A 15,886-nucleotide genomic window follows, 5' to 3' on the forward strand; every position below is an offset into this window, starting at 1 on the left:
GCCTATTCCTCAGATGTCTTGCGGCAGGGGTTGCGGCAGGTCATTGCCGTTCGGGCCGTCGAGCCAGTCGACCTTGGCCATCTTGCGTACCACGACGAACTCGTCGCGGTTGCAACCCACGGTGCCGTAGTAGTTGAAGCCGTACGCCTGCTGGGCGTAGCCGCCGATCATGTGGGTGGGCTTGAGCACCACGCGGGTCACCGAGTTGTGGTGGCCGCCGCGGGTCTTGGTGGTCTCGCTGCCGGGCACGTTCACGATGCGTTCCTGGGCGTGGTACATCATCACCATGCCTTCCATCACGCGCTGGCTGACCACCGCACGGGCAGTCAGGGCGCCGTTGGCGTTGAAGCACTCGATCCAGTCGTTGTCCTCGATGCCGGCCTTCTTGGCATCGACTTCGGACATCCACACAATCGGGCCGCCACGGCTCAGGGTGAGCATGATCAGGTTGTCCGAGTAGGTGCTGTGGATACCCCACTTCTGGTGCGGGGTGATCCAGTTGAGGACGATCTCGGTATTGCCGTTGCTCTTCTTGCCCTTCACGTAATCGATGGTGCGGGTGTTGATCGGCGGCCGGTAGCTCATCAGCTGCTCACCGAAGGCCTGCATCCAGGGGTGATCCTGGAAGAACTGCTGGCGGCCGGTGATGGTGCGCCACGGGATGAACTCGTGGACGTTGGTGTAGCCGGCGTTGTACGACACATGCTCGTCTTCCAGGCCTGACCAGGTCGGGCTGGAGATGATCTTGCGCGGCTGCGCCTGGATGTCACGGAAGCGAATCGCCTCGTGCTCCTTCGGCAGCGCCAGGTGGCTGTGGTCGCGGCCGGTGAATTCCGACAACGCGGCCCAGGCCTTCACGGCAACGTGACCATTGGTTTCCGGCGCCAGGCTGAGGATGACCTCGGCCGCGTCGATGGCCGACTCGATCTGCGGACGCCCTTGGCTGACGCCCTCGTCGCGGACCTTGTAGTTCAGCTCGCCGAGGAAATCGACTTCATCCTGGGTGTTCCAGTTGATGCCCTTGCCGCCGTTGCCGAGCTTGTCGAGCAGCGGGCCGAGGGAGCTGAACTTCTTGTAGGTCGCCGGATAGTCGCGCTCGACCACGGTCATGTTCGGGCAGTTCTTGCCCGGCTGCGGATCGACGCCAGCGGTTTTCCAGTCGGTGCCGCCGAACGGCTGGGCCAGTTCGCCGGGGCTGTCGTGCAGCAGCGGCACGGTGACCAGATCCTTCTCCACGCCCAGATGACCTTCGGCCATCTTCGAGAAAGACTTGGCGATGCCCTTGTAGATTTCCCAGTCCGAACGCGCTTCCCAGGCCGGGTCGATGGCTGCCGACAACGGGTGAATGAAGGGGTGCATGTCCGAGGTGTTCATGTCGTCCTTCTCGTACCAGGTCGCGGTCGGCAGAACGATGTCGGAGTACACGCAGGTCGAGGACATGCGGAAGTCGAGGGTGGTGACCAGGTCGAGCTTGCCGATCGCGCCGTCGTCCTGCCATTCGGCCTCGAGCGGCTTGAAGCCGTCGCGCTTGCCGAGGTCCTCGTTCATCACGCCGTTCTTGGTGCCCAGCAGGTACTTGAGCATGTACTCGTGGCCCTTGCCCGAGCTGCCCAGCAGGTTGGAGCGCCAGATGAACATGTTGCGCGGGAAGTTATCCGGGTTGTCCGGCTGCTCACAGGCGAACTTCAGCGAGCCGTTCTTGAGCGACTGGGTGACGTAGTCGACCGGCGAAATACCGGCGGCTTCGGCTTCACGGCAGATCTGCAGCGGGTTGCGGTTGAGCTGCGGCGCGCTCGGCAGCCAGCCGGCGCGTTCGGCGCGGATGTTGTAGTCGAGCATGTGCTCGGGGAACTGCGACTTGTCGGCCAGCGGCGAGAGCACTTCGTGAATGCTCATCTTCTCGTGGCGCCACTGCGAGCTGTGGTTGTAGAAGAAGCTGGTGCCGTTCATCTGGCGTGGCGGACGGTGCCAGTCGAGGCCGAAGGCCAGTGGCAGCCAGCCGCACTGCGGACGCAGTTTTTCCTGACCCACGTAGTGCGCCCAGCCGCCACCGGTCTGCCCTACGCAACCGCACAACATCAGCATGTTGATCAGGCCGCGGTAGTTCATGTCCATGTGGTACCAGTGGTTCATCGCCGCACCGACGATGATCATGGAGCGGCCATGGGTCTTGTCGGCGTTGTCGGCGAATTCACGGGCGATCTGGATCGCCTTCTCGCGGGACACGCCGGTGATGACTTCCTGCCAGGCCGGGGTGCCGGGCACGCTGGCGTCGTCGTAGCTGGAAGCGACGTTGGCGCCACCCAGACCACGGTCGATACCGAGGTTGGCGGCCATCAGGTCGAACACGGTGGCGACCTTGGTGGTGCTGCCATCGGCCAGGGTGATGCTGCGTACCGGCACGCGGCGCAGCTGGATGCTCTCGCCTTCGGCGTGCTGGAAGTGCTCGTGGAGGATGCCGCCGAAGTACGGGAAGGCAACTTCGGCAGTTTCGCCGCCATCGATCTGGGTCAGGCTCAGGTCGACGTCACGGCCGTCCTTGCCTTCGCGGGCTTCGATGTTCCACTTGCCCTTCTCGCCCCAGCGGTAACCGATCGAACCCAGCGGCGAAACCAGCTCGCCGGTGCTGCCGTCGACAGCGATGGTCTTCCACTCGGGGTTGTTTTCCTGGCCGAGGTTGTCGGCCAGATCGGACGCGCGCAGGAAGCGGTCGGCGGTGTAGATGCCGTCCTTCTCGTTCAGGCGCACCAGCACCGGCAGGTCGGTGTAGCGCTTGGCGTAGTCGCGGAAGTAGGCGCTCGGCTTTTCGAGGTGGAATTCCTTGAAGATGACGTGGGCGAAGGCCTGGGCCAGCGCGGCGTCGGTGCCCTGCTTGGGGTTGAGCCAGAGGTCGGTGAGCTTGGCGACTTCGGCGTAGTCCGGGGTGATGGCGACGGTCTTGGTGCCCTTGTAGCGGACCTCGGTGAAGAAGTGCGCGTCCGGGGTACGGGTCTGCGGGACGTTGGAGCCCCAGGCGATGATGTAGTTGGAGTTGTACCAGTCGGCCGATTCCGGCACGTCGGTCTGCTCGCCCCACACCTGTGGCGAGGCCGGCGGCAGGTCGCAGTACCAGTCGTAGAAGCTCAGGCACACGCCACCGATCAGCGACAGGTAGCGGCTACCGGCCGCGTAGGAAACCATCGACATGGCCGGGATCGGCGAGAAGCCGACCACGCGGTCCGGACCGTACTGCTTGACGGTGTAGACGTTGGCGGCGGCGATGATCTCGTTGACTTCTTCCCAGCTGGAACGGATGAAGCCGCCCATGCCGCGCTTGCTCTTGTAGGACTCGGCCTTGGCCTTGTCCTCGACGATGCTGGCCCAGGCGTCCACCGGGCTCATGTTGCGCCGCGCTTCACGCCACAGTTTCAGCAGCGGCTTGCGCACCTTGGGGTACTTCAGGCGGTTGGCGCTGTAGATGTACCAGCTGTAGCTGGCGCCACGCGGGCAGCCGCGCGGCTCGTGGTTGGGCAGGTCGTTGCGGGTACGCGGGTAGTCGGTCTGCTGGGTTTCCCAGGTGATCAGGCCGTTCTTCACGTAGATCTTCCAGGAGCACGAACCGGTGCAGTTCACCCCGTGGGTGGAACGCACGATCTTGTCGTACTGCCAGCGCGAGCGGTAGACGTTCTCCCAGTCGCGGGATTCGATGCGGGTTTCGCCATGACCATCGGCGAATTCGCCTTGCTTCCTGTTGAAGAAGCGCAGTTGATCGAGCAAGTGGCTCATTGGTTTCTCTCCTCACTCCGGTTGCGAACCACTGGCCCGACCGGTCGGCTTATCAATCTCGGCTTGCGCCAGCCGAGGTGGCTGGCGCATTCGTTCGGTGCAACGTCAGGACGCGAGCTTCTGGCGGGCCTCCAACTCGCGATCGACGCTGGATACGTAGTACTCGTCGGAGAACGCCCCCTCGGGCTCCTTCAGCCAGAGCAGGCAGAGCCCGAAGCTGACGAACGCACCGGCGGCAATCACCATGAAGAACTGCGAGGGGGTCACGAAGGTGTAGAGGGTCAGGTAGCAGACGGCGCCGACGTTGCCGTAGGCCCCGGCCATGCCGGATATCTGCCCGGTAACCCGGCGCTTGATCGAGGGGATGATCCCGAAGGTCGCGCCCTCGGCACCCTGGACGAACATCGAGCAGGCCACGGTGATGGCGACGGCGACGATCAGCGGCCAGGACGCGTTCATCAGCCCCATCAGGAAGAAGCCGACGGCGATGCCGAGCATGTAGGCGAGCATGACGAAGCGGCGGTTGCCGAAGCGGTCGGAGACCAGCCCGCCCATGGGCCGCGCCACCAGGTTCACGAAGGCGAAGGAGGCGGCGATGATGCCCGCCGTGGTCGGGGTCAGGCCCCAGGTCAGCTCGAAGAACATCGGCAGCATTGATACCACCGCCAGCTCCGCACCGAAGTTGGCGAAGTAGGTGGAGTTCAGCGCGGCCACGGTGTTGAAGGGATACTTGTCGTCTTCCGGCACGCCCTTCTTCAGGATCGGCACGTTGACCCGCAGGATCTGCACCACCTGGAAGATCACCACCAGCGCGATCACCGCATAGCTGATCAGCGCGCCGGTGGAACCGAGATAACCCAGCTTCTCGATGCGCCAGACCAGGATGCCGAGCACGCCGACCATGGGAATGGTCCAGATGATCAGCTTGATCATGTCGGCCCAGGTGCTGACCTCCAGCGCGCTGGCCTTGTGCGGCTTGCGGTGAATGGTGCCGGCCGGGCCGTCGGTGAGCGCGAACCAGTAGTAGACGCCGTAGATGGCCATGATGATCGCCGAGCTGGCGATCGCCCAGCGCCAGCCTTCCGGGCCACCGAAGGCATGGATGGCGATGGCCGGCAGGCTCATGGCGGCAGCCGCGGAACCGAAGTTGCCCCAACCAGCGTAAAAGCCTTCGGCGAAACCGATGTCCTTGGGTTTGAACCACATGGCGGTCATGTGGATGCCGACCACGAAGCTGGCGCCGATGGAGCTGAGGATCAGCCGCGACACCAGCAGCTGGACGCGGCTGTCACCAAAGGCGAAGAACAGCGCGGGCGCAGCCATCACCACCAGCAGCACCGAAAACACCCGGCGCGGGCCCCAGTGGTCGAGCGCCATACCGACCAGGATGCGCGCCGGGATGGTCAGTGCCACGTTGGCGATGGCGAACAGCTTGAGATCCTCGGGCGTCAGCCAGTTCACGCTTTTCAGCATGCTCGAGGCCAGCGGCGCCATGCCGAACCAGACGAAGAAGCAGATATAGAAGGCGATCCAGGTCAGATGCAGGGCCCGGATCTCGGGGCGCTTCCATTCGAACAGCGTAGAAACTCTCATGTTGAGCTCCTCACTCAGGGGCAGGCTTGAATCAGTACCGGGCAAGGCGCCCGGCGGGCCAGGAAGGCGCTGACGCTGCCGAAGGTCATGTAGTCGAGCTCGTCGACCAGCAGATTCAGCGAGCGGGAGATGAAGCCGCCGTCCGGTTCGTTGGAATGCCGCGCGATGACCAGCAGGTCGGGCTTCTTGTGCTCGGCGGCCTTGAGAATCATCTTGCGGGCGTCGCCTTCGGCGAGGATCACGTCGACGTCCAGTCCGAAGGCGCTGACCTTGGCCGCCGCCTCCTGCAGGAAGGCCTGGAATTCGCGACGCTCGCGCTCGTACAGCTCGACCGCCGAATCGCTGGTGTCGCGGGTCTCTTCCACCACGCCGATCAGCATGATCAGCGGCTTCAGCGGACCGAACATCTCGAGGGTGGCGTCCAGGGCTTTCCTGGCGTTACGCGAGTTGTCGTAGGCAATCATGATGTTCATGGCGGCTCTCCGGACTCAGGGGTTCTTCACGTAGGCGTTGGGGCGCAGGTAGAACCACCAGTTGAGGATCAGGCACAGCGCGTAGAACACCGCGAAGCCGTACATCGCCACTTCCGGGGTGCCGGCCTTGACCTGCTCGCCGATCACGATCGGGGCGACGAAGGAGCCGTAGGCGGCGACAGCGGAGGTCCAGCCGAGTACCGGGCCGGCCTTCTCGCGGTCGTAGATGACGCCGATGGTGCGGAAGGTCGATCCGTTGCCGATGCCGCTGGCGGCGAACAGCACCAGGAACAGCACCAGGAAGAGGAAGAAGAACTCTTCGGGCTGGGCCGAGCTGTAGGCCTGGTGCATCACGTAGCCGGCAGCGACCGAGGCGATGACCATGACCACCGAGATCACCTGGGTGACGATGGAGCCGCCTACCTTGTCGGAGATCCAGCCGCCCAGCGGACGGATCAGGGCGCCGATGAACGGGCCGATCCAGGCGTAGGTCAGCGCGCTCGGTGCATTGGGGTTGGCGACGCGGGTCACCACACCGTCGGCACCAACCTCGTTCATGAAGCCGAAGATCACCGTGATCGACAGCGGCAGCGCCATGGAGAAGCCGATGAACGAGCCGAAGGTCAGGATGTAGAGGATGCTCATCGACCAGGTGTGCTTATCGCGGAAGATCGCGAACTGGCGCTTGATGTTCGGGCTGATGCTGCCTGGTAGCAGGCGCAGCATGCCGAGCGTCGCGCCGATGGTCAGCAACATCACGCCCCACATGTTCAGCACACCGAGGCCGGTCGGCGCGGGCAGGTAGAGGTACAGACCGACCGCGGCGGCGACGAAGGCCACGGCGTAGAGGCCGAGGATCTTGCCGAAGGCGTTCAGCGGGTAGCCCGGAGTTGGTGAGATCACCAGCAGGTTGTTCATGCCGAACCAGCCGGCGAAGGCCAGCGGCACCAGGAACAGCAGCCAGACCCAGCCGGCGTTCTGGATCCAGGTATCGGTGCCGGCAGCGATCTTGCCGATCAGCGTGCCGCTGTCCTTGATCAGCTCCATCGGCGCGCCAGCCGCTGCACCGAACACGCCGGCGGTCATCACCAGCGGAATCAGAATCTGCATGGTGGTCACGCCGAAGTTGCCCAGGCCCGCGTTCAGGCCCAGCGCCAGCCCTTGCTGGTTCTTCGGGAAGAAGGTGCTGATGTTGCTCATCGAGCAGGCGAAGTTGCCGCCGCCGATGCCGGAGAGGAAAGCCAGCAACTGGAACACCCACAGCGGTGTGTCCTGGCTCTGCAGCGCGAAGCCGGCCCCGGCTGCAGGGATCATCAGCAGCGCGGTGGTCAGGAAGATGGTGTTGCGCCCGCCGGCGATGCGGATCATGAACGACGCCGGAATGCGCAGGGTGGCACCGGTGAGGCCGGCGATGGCGGTCAGGGTGAACAGCTCGGCGGGCGCGAACGGAAAGCCCAGGTTGAGCATCTGCACCGTAACGATGCCCCACATCAGCCAGATGGCGAAGCCCATCAGCAGACTCGGGATGGAGATCCACAGATTGCGATTGGCGACCCGCTTGCCAGTGGTGTCCCAGAATATCTGGTCCTCCACGTCCCACTTTTCGATATTGCTCATGGTCGATCCTCTTGGCGCAGGGCCCCGCTGGCATACGCAGCGGGATCAGGAATGGCTCGCACGCTAAGCGGGGCGGATCGATCCGAATTTGACCGAGGTCAATACACGGCCAGTGGCAATTTGCTTTACACCTCGTTCCTACCTCTAACGGAGTACTCCGTATTCATTGAAATAAATTCAATAATATCAATGAGTTATTTTACTTCGCCGATCTCCCTTCATGTGCATCGCAAGGGTCCAAATGCATTGGGAGTACTTCCCGCACCATGGCCAGAGCCGATGACAGAGCGCAGAATGAACCACCGCCAAAGCGACGATCAGCCCATGCCCCCAACCGAAAGCGAGCAGCTCTCCACCCGCCACTCGATCGTGTTCAACACCCTGGTGGCGTTCGTGGTCATCATCGGTTTTTCGCTGATCAGCATGCTGGCGAGCCTGTATCTGGCCGATGCCCTGGAAGGTGACGCCGAGGCAATCAACCAGGCCGGCAGCCTGCGCATGCAGGCCTATCGCCTGGCGTTCACCGCCGAGCAGGGCTCGCAGGCCCTGCTCGAAGAACGCATCGTCACGCTCGAACGCACCCTTCTTTCCGCCTCCCTGCGCTCGGCCCTGCACCGCCACGGCGCAACCGAGCTGCCCGCGCTGCATGCCGGCGTGCTGCGCCATTGGCAGCAACGCATGCGCCCACTGCTGGACGCACAGCCGCCGCGGCTGGAGGAATATCGCCAGGAAGCCCCGGAGTTCGTCAGCGAGTTAAATGTCTTCGTGCGGACCTTGCAGGAGGCATCCGAAGGCAAGCTCGGCGTGATCCGCGCGCTACAGGCCGGGACGCTGTTCGTCATCGTGTTGATCGCCTTCGTGCTGATCTACGGCCTGCACAACAACCTGGCCACCCCGCTGCGCAGCCTGACCAAGATGGCCCGCGACATCGGCAAGGGCGACTTCAGCGGCCAGGTGCAGATTCCCGGCGACACCGAGCTGAGCCTGCTGGCCCGCACGCTCAACCAGATGAGCCAGGAGTTGGCCAGCCTCTATGCGGAAATGGAGCAGAAGGTCGATGACAAGACCGCCGCACTGACCCGCAGCAACGCCACCTTGCAACTGCTGTTCAACAGCGCGCGGATGCTCTACAGCCAACCCGATGATCCCAGTCAGATGATGGGCTCGCTGCTGAACAAGGTGCAGCAGATCCTCGGCACCGGCCCCATCACGCTGTGCTTGAACCGCTCGGCTGCTGCCGGCAGCCACACCGCCATGACCTCCCGCGACCTGCAGCCGCCCGACTACTGCAAGCTGCCGCAGTGCGGCACCTGTCCGGTCAACCAGACTGGCCGACTGCCCAGCGGCGAGGAATTGATGACCTTCGAGTTGCGCTCCGGCCAGGACGACCTCGGCTCGCTGCGCGTCGCCTATCCGGCTGGCGAAACGCTGGCCTCCTGGCAGACCCTGCTGCTGACCACCCTGGCCGACCTCTTCGCCGCCTCGCTGAGCCTCGCGCAGCTGGGCCAGAAGCAGGCACGTCTGGCACTGATGGAAGAGCGCGCGGTGATAGCCCGCGAACTGCACGATTCGCTGGCCCAGGCCTTGTCCGCACAGAAGCTGCAGCTGGCCCGTCTCAAGCGCCTGATGCAGAAGGAAAGCAGCCAGGCGCAGCTGGACGACAGCGTGCAGCAGATCGACCAGGGCCTGAACGCGGCCTACCGCCAGTTGCGCGAGCTGCTGACGACCTTCCGCATCAAGGTCAACGAACCCGGGCTGCGACCGGCGGTGCAGGCGACCATCGAGGAATTCGGTGCCAACTCCGGCCTGCAGATTCTGAGCGACTACCGCCTCGACCACTGTCCGCTGACGCCCAACGAGGAAGTGCATTGCCTGCAGATCATTCGCGAGGCGCTGAGCAACGTGGTCAAGCACGCCGAGGCCGACCGCTGCTGGCTGAGCCTGACCCAGGACAGCAATGGCACCATCCACGTCAGGATCGAGGACGACGGCATCGGCATCCGCCCCGAAGAGCAGCGCGCCGGCCATTACGGCCTGATCATCCTGCAGGAGCGCGCCAGCAGCCTGAACGGCAGCATCAGCATCGGCCTGCGTCCCGGCGGCGGCACCCTGGTCCACCTGCGCTTTCCGCCTGCCTATCGCCACATTCCCCTAATACAGGAGCCTGTCACGCATGAACGAAGGGACAACCACACGAATCCTGCTGGTCGACGACCATCCCATGATGCGTCGGGGCCTGCGTGACCTACTGGAACTGGAAGACGACCTGGAGATGGTCGGCGAGGCAGGCAACGGTGAAGACGCCATTCGCCTGGCTCAGGAGATCGAGCCCGATCTGATCCTCATGGACCTGAACATGCCGGGTATTGACGGCCTGGAGACCACCCGGCGCATGCGCGACGCGGACATCGATGCGCGGATCATCATGTTCACCGTCTCCGACGAGCAGAGTCATGTCCTCGAAGCCCTGCGCAACGGCGCCGATGGCTACCTGCTCAAGGACATGGACGCCGAACAGCTGATCGAGCAGATCCGCATCGCCGCCACCGGCCGCATGGCTCTCAGCCCCGAGCTGACCCAAGTGCTCGCCGAGGCCATCCGGGTGCGTCCCAAGCCCACCGGCCAGGTGCAGTTTTCCAGCCTGACCAAGCGCGAGAAGGAAGTCCTGCGGCTGATCGCCAAGGGCCAGAGCAACAAGATGATCGCGCGCAAGCTCGGCATCACCGAAGGCACCGTGAAGGTCCACGTGAAAAACCTGCTGCACAAGCTGGGCCTGCGTTCCCGGGTCGAGGCAGCCGTCTGGGTGCTGGAGAACGAAGCGAAGGGCTGACCGGTACCGTCGCCCGGCAGCGGTTTTGTGCGTGATCGCTCAACTCGCGAAGCGGCTGCCGCCCTCTTGACGATCATCAATGCCATCACCGCGAAGCGCTCTATCTTCTCGTCCCCAACCGACCTGACCGTGTGGTCAGCATCGCGCCCATCCGGACGTAAGGAGCGCCCCATGTTCAAGATTCTGCTGCCCACTTCCCTGCTGCTCGGCCTGCTGGCCGCCAGCCTGCCCTGCCAGGCCGCCATCAGCGACGCCGAGGCGGTCAACCGCGCCGGCATGCAGCGCATGCTCGGCCAGCGCATCGCCAAGAGTTACCTGATGATCGGCACCGATACCCGCGTCGATCTTGCCGCCAGCCAGCTCGACAGCAGCATTGCCAGCGTCGAGGAGAACGCCCAGCTGCTCGACGAGTACGCCGCCAACGATGCCATCCGCAAGGCGCTGGAAGACGCCACGCAGACCTGGCATCAGTATCGCCAGCTGGCCCTGACCCAACCGGATCGCGAACAGTCCGCCGAGCTGCTGCGCCTGGCCGAGCGCTTCCTCGGCCAGAGCGAAGCGCTGGTGCAGGAGATCGAGCGCCACAGCGGCAGTCAGGCGGCTCGCCTGGTCAACCGCAGCGGGCGCCAGCGCATGCTCAGCCAGCGCATCGCCATGCTCTATCTGGCGATGACCTGGAAGCTGCCGGAACAGCGCCTGCGCGGCGATTTCGACGCGGCAGTCGCGGAGTTCGAGCGCGGCCTGGACGAGCTGAACAAGGCGCCGCAGAACACCGAGCAGATCAACCGCCAGCTCGATCAGATCGGCGCGCAATGGCGTTTCGCCCGTGCCGGTTTCAGCCTCGCCGACGACGCCCGTTTCGTCCCGACGGTAATCGTCACCACCAGCGATTCGCTGCTGCGCAAGATCGAACAACTGACGCTGGACTACGAGCGACTGGCCGGCAGCACCCGCTGATCGACTACCTACCCTGCCCAGAAAGAGGTATGGCCTGCCCGCACGGCGCGACCTAGCATGCCGTTCATCGAAAGGAAGGGGGATGGCCATGCTGACCGGCTCTGCAGTGCTCAATACGATGCGCCGTCATCATCTGTTCAATGGGCTGGCCGAGACGGCTCTGCAGAACCTCGCGGCGCATACCACGGTCAAGCGCCTGCCGGCCGGCTGCACGCTGTTCCATCAAGGCGACGCCGCCGAGCACTTTCACGTGCTGATCAACGGCCAGGTCAAGCTGCACAGGGTCACCTGCGATGGTCAGGAGAAGGTCATCGAGGTAGTCCGGCCGGGCGAGGCCTTTGCCGAGGCGCTGCTCTTCAACAAGCAGCCCGAACATCCGCTGAGCGCCACCACCCTCAAGGAAAGCCTGGTGCTCAACGTGCAGAACGCCCACTACCTGCGTCTGCTCGAGACCCAGCCACAGCTGTGCATGCAGCTGCTCAGCAGCCTCAGCGACAGGCTCAACCAGCGTCTGCACCAGATCGACAGCCTGACCTCGTCCAACGTCTGCCAGCGCGTGGTGCGCTACCTGTTCCAGGAACTGCAGGCGGCACGCAGCGGTGTGATCGACCTCGACCTGCCCAAGCGCCTGATCGCCTCGCAACTGGGCATCCAGCCGGAAACCCTGTCGCGCATCCTGCATCGCCTGACCGATGCGGGGCTGATCGCCGTGCAGCGGCGGCGCATCGAGATCCTCGACCAGCGCAGCCTCTCGGCCTACCTCGAAGCAGCCGCCTGATCAACCCTGGGCGTCGGGGTCACCACGACGGAACGGCTGCGGGGCGACTTCAACCGGTGCCGGCTCGACCGGTGCCGGCTCGACCGGTGCCGGCTCGACCGGCGGCGGACCATCGCCAAGCTTGAAGGGTTTCGGCGGCTCGCTGACCAGTCTCCGCGTGGCCGGCTCGAGGCGCTCCGGCTCAGGCTCCGGGCGCTCGCGGACAAGATGCCAGGCAGCGGCGGCAAGGGCGGCGGCCAGCACACGATAGAACAGCGATGCCAGATCGAAACCGACCAGCTCACCGCCATCCAGCCACAGCGACACCAGGCGCCCGAGCACCAGCGCGGTCATGGTGATCATCAGCATCATCAAGGCCGGCCGCGCGCGCTCGGGGGCACGCGCGGCCCAGATCAGAAACAGTGCCAACCCCAGTTGCAGGCCACCGTAGTAGACCCGCATGTGGCTGACCGAGGCGCCCTCCATCAGCAGCATGCCGTTCAGATTGGCCATCTCGTAGGGGCGAAACCAGTAGGCCAGGCTCAGGCTGGCCATCACCAGCGCCTGCGCGAGCAGAACGAAACGGGCAAAACGCATCGAAAACTCTCCTGATGTGCGACTCGCTATTCCGATTGGCATGGGACTGTCAGGCGGCCGGTTTGTTCTGCGCCCGGCACTTCGGCCATCTCTCCGGCGCGACGTCGGCAGGTGACAATTGCCCGCTCGCCGCACCTTGGGTATGGGCGCAACCCGGCGTATTCTGGGCCTCTCGCTCGTAGGAGGTCCCCATGCGCCGTCTTCTGTTGCTGCTTCCCGTCCTGCTCGCCGGGTTCGCCCAGGCCGCCGAGCCCATCGCCATCGACGTCTATCGCGACCCCAACTGCGGCTGTTGCGAAGCGTGGATCGATCACCTGGAGGACAACGGCTTTTCCGTGAGCGATCACGTGGTCAACGACATGACCTCGGTAAAGATGGAACACGGCATCCCGCACCGCCTCGGTTCCTGTCACACCGCGGTGATCGACGGCAAGTTCGTCGAAGGCCACGTTCCTGCCGCCGACATCCTCAAGTTGCGTGCGCAACCGGACCTGATTGGCGCGGCCGTACCCGGCATGCCGATCGGCTCGCCGGGCATGGAGATGGGCGAGCGCAAGGACGCCTTCAAGGTGATCGGCGTCAGCAAGACGGGCGAGGAACGCGTGCTCTCCGAATACCCCGGCGACTGAACCATCGCGCCGCTGCGAATGCAGTGCGGTCCGCGCTGCAGCTTTTTCGCGCCGTGCGGGTCTTAACGGGAGGCAGGCGCCGCTTCGGTGTTGCGCCCTCAACCCGTCAACCGTTCAGAAGGACACCCCCATGCGCTGGAAACGAGCCCGACGCAGCGACAACGTAGTGGACGCCAGAGGCCGCAGCGGCATGCGCCTTGGCGGTGGACTGGGCCTGGGCGGCATCGCCATCGTGGTGATCATCGGCCTGCTCTCCGGCCAGGACCCGCTGCAGATCCTCGGCCAGCTGGCCAACCAGAGCGGACCTGCCGTCTCCCAGCAGAGCCAGCCGCCGGCCGGCGATGACCCACAGACCGAATTCGTCCGGGCGATTCTCGGCGACACCGAAGACACCTGGCGTGCGCTGTTTCAGCAAGCCGGCGCCGAGTACCGCGATCCGACCCTGGTGCTGTTTCGCGGCGGCGTGAACTCGGCCTGCGGCTTCGCCAGCTCGGCGGTGGGCCCGTTCTACTGCCCCGGCGATCAGCAGGTCTATCTCGATCTGCAGTTCTTCGACGAGATGGCCCGGCGCTTCTCCGCCGCCGGCGACTTCGCCCAGGCCTATGTGATCGCCCATGAGGTCGGCCATCACGTGCAGACCCTGCTCGGCGTTTCCCAGCAGATGCAGAGCGCCCGTCAGCGCGGCGCGAAGATGGAAGGCGACAACGGCCTGCTGGTCCGCCAGGAGCTGCAGGCCGATTGCTTCGCCGGAGTCTGGGCCTATCACGCGCAGCAACGCCACGACTGGCTGGAAGAAGGCGACCTGGAAGAGGCGCTGAACGCCGCCAATGCCATCGGCGACGACAACCTGCAGAAGCGCAGCCAGGGCCGTGTGGTGCCCGATGCCTTCACTCACGGCACTTCGGCGCAACGGGTGCGCTGGTTCCGTGATGGCTTCGAGCATGGCGATCCGGCGCGCTGCGACACCTTCAAGGCGACGCGGCTGTAATAGACGGCCACTGGAGCCTCGCCAGCAAGGCGCTTCTACGTGGTCATGCGGGTTCTGACCGGATGCACACGACCTGCTGCAGGCGGCGGGAGAACAGGGTTGGCGACGGGCTTGTGCACGACCTAACTCGTGCACGGCCCGAATGCGGCAGCGGCCTAGCCCGCGAATGGCTGTGAATAGGTGTGCGCCCCGTTCCCCGTCGCGCCGCGCTCAGACCTCGCCCGAAGACAGCAGCCCGTGCAGAACCCGGCAATCCGGGGCATAGAGATCGGCCAGTTCCGGCCATTCGTTGTGCGGCACGTTGACCAGTACGCCACGCGCGCCCGCGGCCCGGGCGCACTCCAGGTCGAAGCGGTAGTCGCCGACCATCAGCATCGACGACGGCGCCACGCCCCAACGCTCCGCCAGATGCAGCAGCCCGCCCGGATGCGGCTTGGGCGGCGCTTCGTCGCGACCGAGGATATCCTCGGGCAGGAAACAGTCCCCCATGCCGACTGCGTCCAGAGTCACCCTGGCCAGTTCCTGGGCATTGCGAGTGAGCACTCCGAGCCGGCAGCCGCGCTCGCGCAGAGCATGCAGCAGCTCGCGAGCGCCTTCTGCCGGGCGCGCCGCGCAGGCCAGCTCGCGCTCGTGCTCCAGCAGCCAGGCGTGCTTGGCGGCGGCCTCCTCGGCAGGTAGCGCCGCCAGGTGATGGAGGATGTCGTCCTCCTCGGGAATCTCCAGCGCGCGGCGGATCGCGGCGAAATCGTGCACGGCGATCGTCAGGGTGCCGTCCATGTCGAACACCCAGTGACGGACCTCGGCGATCTTCACATCCAGTCCTCGCGCACGCGGATCAGCCCTTCCTGCGCCACGGACGCGACCAGTTGGCCCTGGCGGTTGAAGATGCTGCCACGGGCAAAACCGCGCGCATTGCCGGCCCAGGGGCTGTCGATGGAGTACAGCAGCCAGTCGTCCAGCTTCACCTCACGATGGAACCAGATGGCATGGTCGAGGCTGGCCAGCTGGATGAACTTGCTCCACGAGCTGACGCCGTGCGGCTGCAGCGCGGTGCCGATAAAGCTGAAGTCCGAGGCGTAGGCCAGCAGGTACTTGTGCAGCGCCGGGCTGTCGGGCAGCGCGCCGTCGGCACGGAACCACAGGTGGCGGACCGGTTCGATGGGCTGCGGGTTGGCAGGATCGACCAGGGTGACCGGGCGGATCTCGATGGGCTTGGGACGGCGCAGCTTTTCCATCACCCGCTCGGGCACCATCGGCGACAGCTTGTGCAGCAGCTCCCACTCGTTGGGCAGATCGTCCGGCCCGACCACGTCCGGCATCGGCAACTGATGCTCGTAGCCCGTTTCCTCGGCCTGGAACGAGGCGATGCCGGTGAAGATGGTCTGGCCCTTCTGGATCGCACTGACCCGCCGCGTGGTGAAGCTGCCGCCGTCGCGTACGCGATCGACGTCATAGACCACGGGCTGGTGCGAGTCGCCGGGGCGCAGGAAATAGCCGTGCAGCGAATGCACATGGCGCTCCGGCGTCACCGTCTGGCTCGCGGCGGAGATGACCTGGCCGAGCACCTGGCCGCCGAACAGCTGGGGAAAGCCGAGGTCCTGGCTCGCACCACGGAACAGGTTCTCCTCGATGCGTTCCAGGGTCAGCAGGTTGACCAGGGCGTCGAGTATCTGGGTCATT

General features: G+C 64.9%; 13 protein-coding genes. 6 read left to right on the top strand and 7 right to left on the bottom strand.

Annotated features, from left to right (window positions below; genetic code table 11):
- Positions 1-9: 9 nt before the first annotated feature.
- The 4 genes from LLJ08_RS16705 to LLJ08_RS16720 all read right to left on the bottom strand — a co-directional run bounded on the left by LLJ08_RS16705 (position 10) and on the right by LLJ08_RS16720 (position 7,448).
- Positions 10-3,765, bottom strand: a complete 3,756-nt coding sequence (locus tag LLJ08_RS16705) for a nitrate reductase subunit alpha (protein ID WP_228207509.1) — start codon at positions 3,763-3,765, stop codon at positions 10-12.
- A 105-nt stretch (positions 3,766-3,870) separates the two neighbouring features.
- Entirely contained in the window at positions 3,871-5,358 is a 1,488-nt protein-coding gene (locus tag LLJ08_RS16710; protein WP_102832080.1) for an MFS transporter, read from the bottom strand.
- A 14-nt stretch (positions 5,359-5,372) separates the two neighbouring features.
- A complete protein-coding gene (locus tag LLJ08_RS16715) occupies positions 5,373-5,831 on the bottom strand; it encodes a universal stress protein (protein WP_011912084.1) in 459 nt (152 codons plus the stop codon).
- A 15-nt stretch (positions 5,832-5,846) separates the two neighbouring features.
- Entirely contained in the window at positions 5,847-7,448 is a 1,602-nt protein-coding gene (locus LLJ08_RS16720; RefSeq protein WP_041014933.1) for an MFS transporter, read from the bottom strand.
- 324 nt (positions 7,449-7,772) lie between these two features.
- Here LLJ08_RS16720 and LLJ08_RS16725 point away from each other — a divergent pair, with 324 nt between their 5' ends.
- The 4 genes from LLJ08_RS16725 to LLJ08_RS16740 all read left to right on the top strand — a co-directional run bounded on the left by LLJ08_RS16725 (position 7,773) and on the right by LLJ08_RS16740 (position 12,013).
- Complete coding sequence (locus tag LLJ08_RS16725) at positions 7,773-9,692, top strand: ATP-binding protein (RefSeq protein WP_238537134.1); 1,920 nt, start codon at positions 7,773-7,775, stop codon at positions 9,690-9,692.
- The gene (gene narL / locus LLJ08_RS16730; protein WP_230697639.1) at positions 9,670-10,278 is read left to right on the top strand and encodes a two-component system response regulator NarL; all 609 of its coding nucleotides are present in this window, start codon (positions 9,670-9,672) and stop codon (positions 10,276-10,278) included. The genes LLJ08_RS16725 and narL overlap by 23 nt, the downstream gene beginning before the upstream one ends.
- A gap of 171 nt (positions 10,279-10,449) precedes the next feature.
- Entirely contained in the window at positions 10,450-11,235 is a 786-nt protein-coding gene (locus LLJ08_RS16735) for a type IV pili methyl-accepting chemotaxis transducer N-terminal domain-containing protein (protein ID WP_221102772.1), read from the top strand.
- 82 nt (positions 11,236-11,317) lie between these two features.
- Positions 11,318-12,013: a Crp/Fnr family transcriptional regulator gene (locus LLJ08_RS16740; RefSeq protein WP_014821519.1), complete on the top strand. Its 696-nt coding sequence runs from the start codon at positions 11,318-11,320 to the stop codon at positions 12,011-12,013.
- Here LLJ08_RS16740 and LLJ08_RS16745 read toward each other — a convergent pair whose 3' ends face one another.
- On the bottom strand, positions 12,014-12,589 hold the full coding sequence (locus tag LLJ08_RS16745; RefSeq protein ID WP_228207511.1) for a DUF4345 domain-containing protein: 576 nt from the start codon (positions 12,587-12,589) through the stop codon (positions 12,014-12,016).
- Positions 12,590-12,780: 191 nt separating this feature from the next.
- Between LLJ08_RS16745 and LLJ08_RS16750 the strand changes: the two genes are divergently transcribed.
- Entirely contained in the window at positions 12,781-13,218 is a 438-nt protein-coding gene (locus tag LLJ08_RS16750) for a DUF411 domain-containing protein (RefSeq protein WP_041014937.1), read from the top strand.
- Positions 13,219-13,348: 130 nt separating this feature from the next.
- Positions 13,349-14,206, top strand: a complete 858-nt coding sequence (ypfJ, locus tag LLJ08_RS16755; RefSeq protein WP_221102769.1) for a KPN_02809 family neutral zinc metallopeptidase — start codon at positions 13,349-13,351, stop codon at positions 14,204-14,206.
- Positions 14,207-14,416: 210 nt separating this feature from the next.
- On the opposite strand, the gene LLJ08_RS16760 is transcribed toward ypfJ, so the two are convergent.
- Positions 14,417-15,019: an HAD family hydrolase gene (locus tag LLJ08_RS16760; RefSeq protein ID WP_221102768.1), complete on the bottom strand. Its 603-nt coding sequence runs from the start codon at positions 15,017-15,019 to the stop codon at positions 14,417-14,419.
- The gene (gene tesB, locus LLJ08_RS16765; RefSeq protein ID WP_041014940.1) at positions 15,016-15,885 is read right to left on the bottom strand and encodes an acyl-CoA thioesterase II; all 870 of its coding nucleotides are present in this window, start codon (positions 15,883-15,885) and stop codon (positions 15,016-15,018) included. The genes LLJ08_RS16760 and tesB overlap by 4 nt, the downstream gene beginning before the upstream one ends.
- Between the last annotated feature and the right edge of the window lies 1 nt (position 15,886).

This window comes from Stutzerimonas chloritidismutans, assembly GCF_020783375.1.
Taxonomy (GTDB): Bacteria; Pseudomonadota; Gammaproteobacteria; order Pseudomonadales; family Pseudomonadaceae; genus Stutzerimonas; species Stutzerimonas kunmingensis.

Excerpts from the sequence above, each read along its gene's own strand:
- LLJ08_RS16705 (WP_228207509.1), bottom strand. The coding sequence starts at position 3,765 with ATGAGCCACTTGCTCGATCAACTGCGCTTCTTCAACAGGAAGCAAGGC.
- LLJ08_RS16710 (WP_102832080.1), bottom strand. The coding sequence starts at position 5,358 with ATGAGAGTTTCTACGCTGTTCGAATGGAAGCGCCCCGAGATCCGGGCC.
- LLJ08_RS16715 (WP_011912084.1), bottom strand. The coding sequence starts at position 5,831 with ATGAACATCATGATTGCCTACGACAACTCGCGTAACGCCAGGAAAGCC.
- LLJ08_RS16720 (WP_041014933.1), bottom strand. The coding sequence starts at position 7,448 with ATGAGCAATATCGAAAAGTGGGACGTGGAGGACCAGATATTCTGGGAC.
- LLJ08_RS16725 (WP_238537134.1), top strand. The coding sequence starts at position 7,773 with ATGCCCCCAACCGAAAGCGAGCAGCTCTCCACCCGCCACTCGATCGTG.
- narL (WP_230697639.1), top strand. The coding sequence starts at position 9,670 with ATGATGCGTCGGGGCCTGCGTGACCTACTGGAACTGGAAGACGACCTG.
- LLJ08_RS16735 (WP_221102772.1), top strand. The coding sequence starts at position 10,450 with ATGTTCAAGATTCTGCTGCCCACTTCCCTGCTGCTCGGCCTGCTGGCC.
- LLJ08_RS16740 (WP_014821519.1), top strand. The coding sequence starts at position 11,318 with ATGGCCATGCTGACCGGCTCTGCAGTGCTCAATACGATGCGCCGTCAT.
- LLJ08_RS16745 (WP_228207511.1), bottom strand. The coding sequence starts at position 12,589 with ATGCGTTTTGCCCGTTTCGTTCTGCTCGCGCAGGCGCTGGTGATGGCC.
- LLJ08_RS16750 (WP_041014937.1), top strand. The coding sequence starts at position 12,781 with ATGCGCCGTCTTCTGTTGCTGCTTCCCGTCCTGCTCGCCGGGTTCGCC.
- ypfJ (WP_221102769.1), top strand. The coding sequence starts at position 13,349 with ATGCGCTGGAAACGAGCCCGACGCAGCGACAACGTAGTGGACGCCAGA.
- tesB (WP_041014940.1), bottom strand. The coding sequence starts at position 15,885 with ATGACCCAGATACTCGACGCCCTGGTCAACCTGCTGACCCTGGAACGC.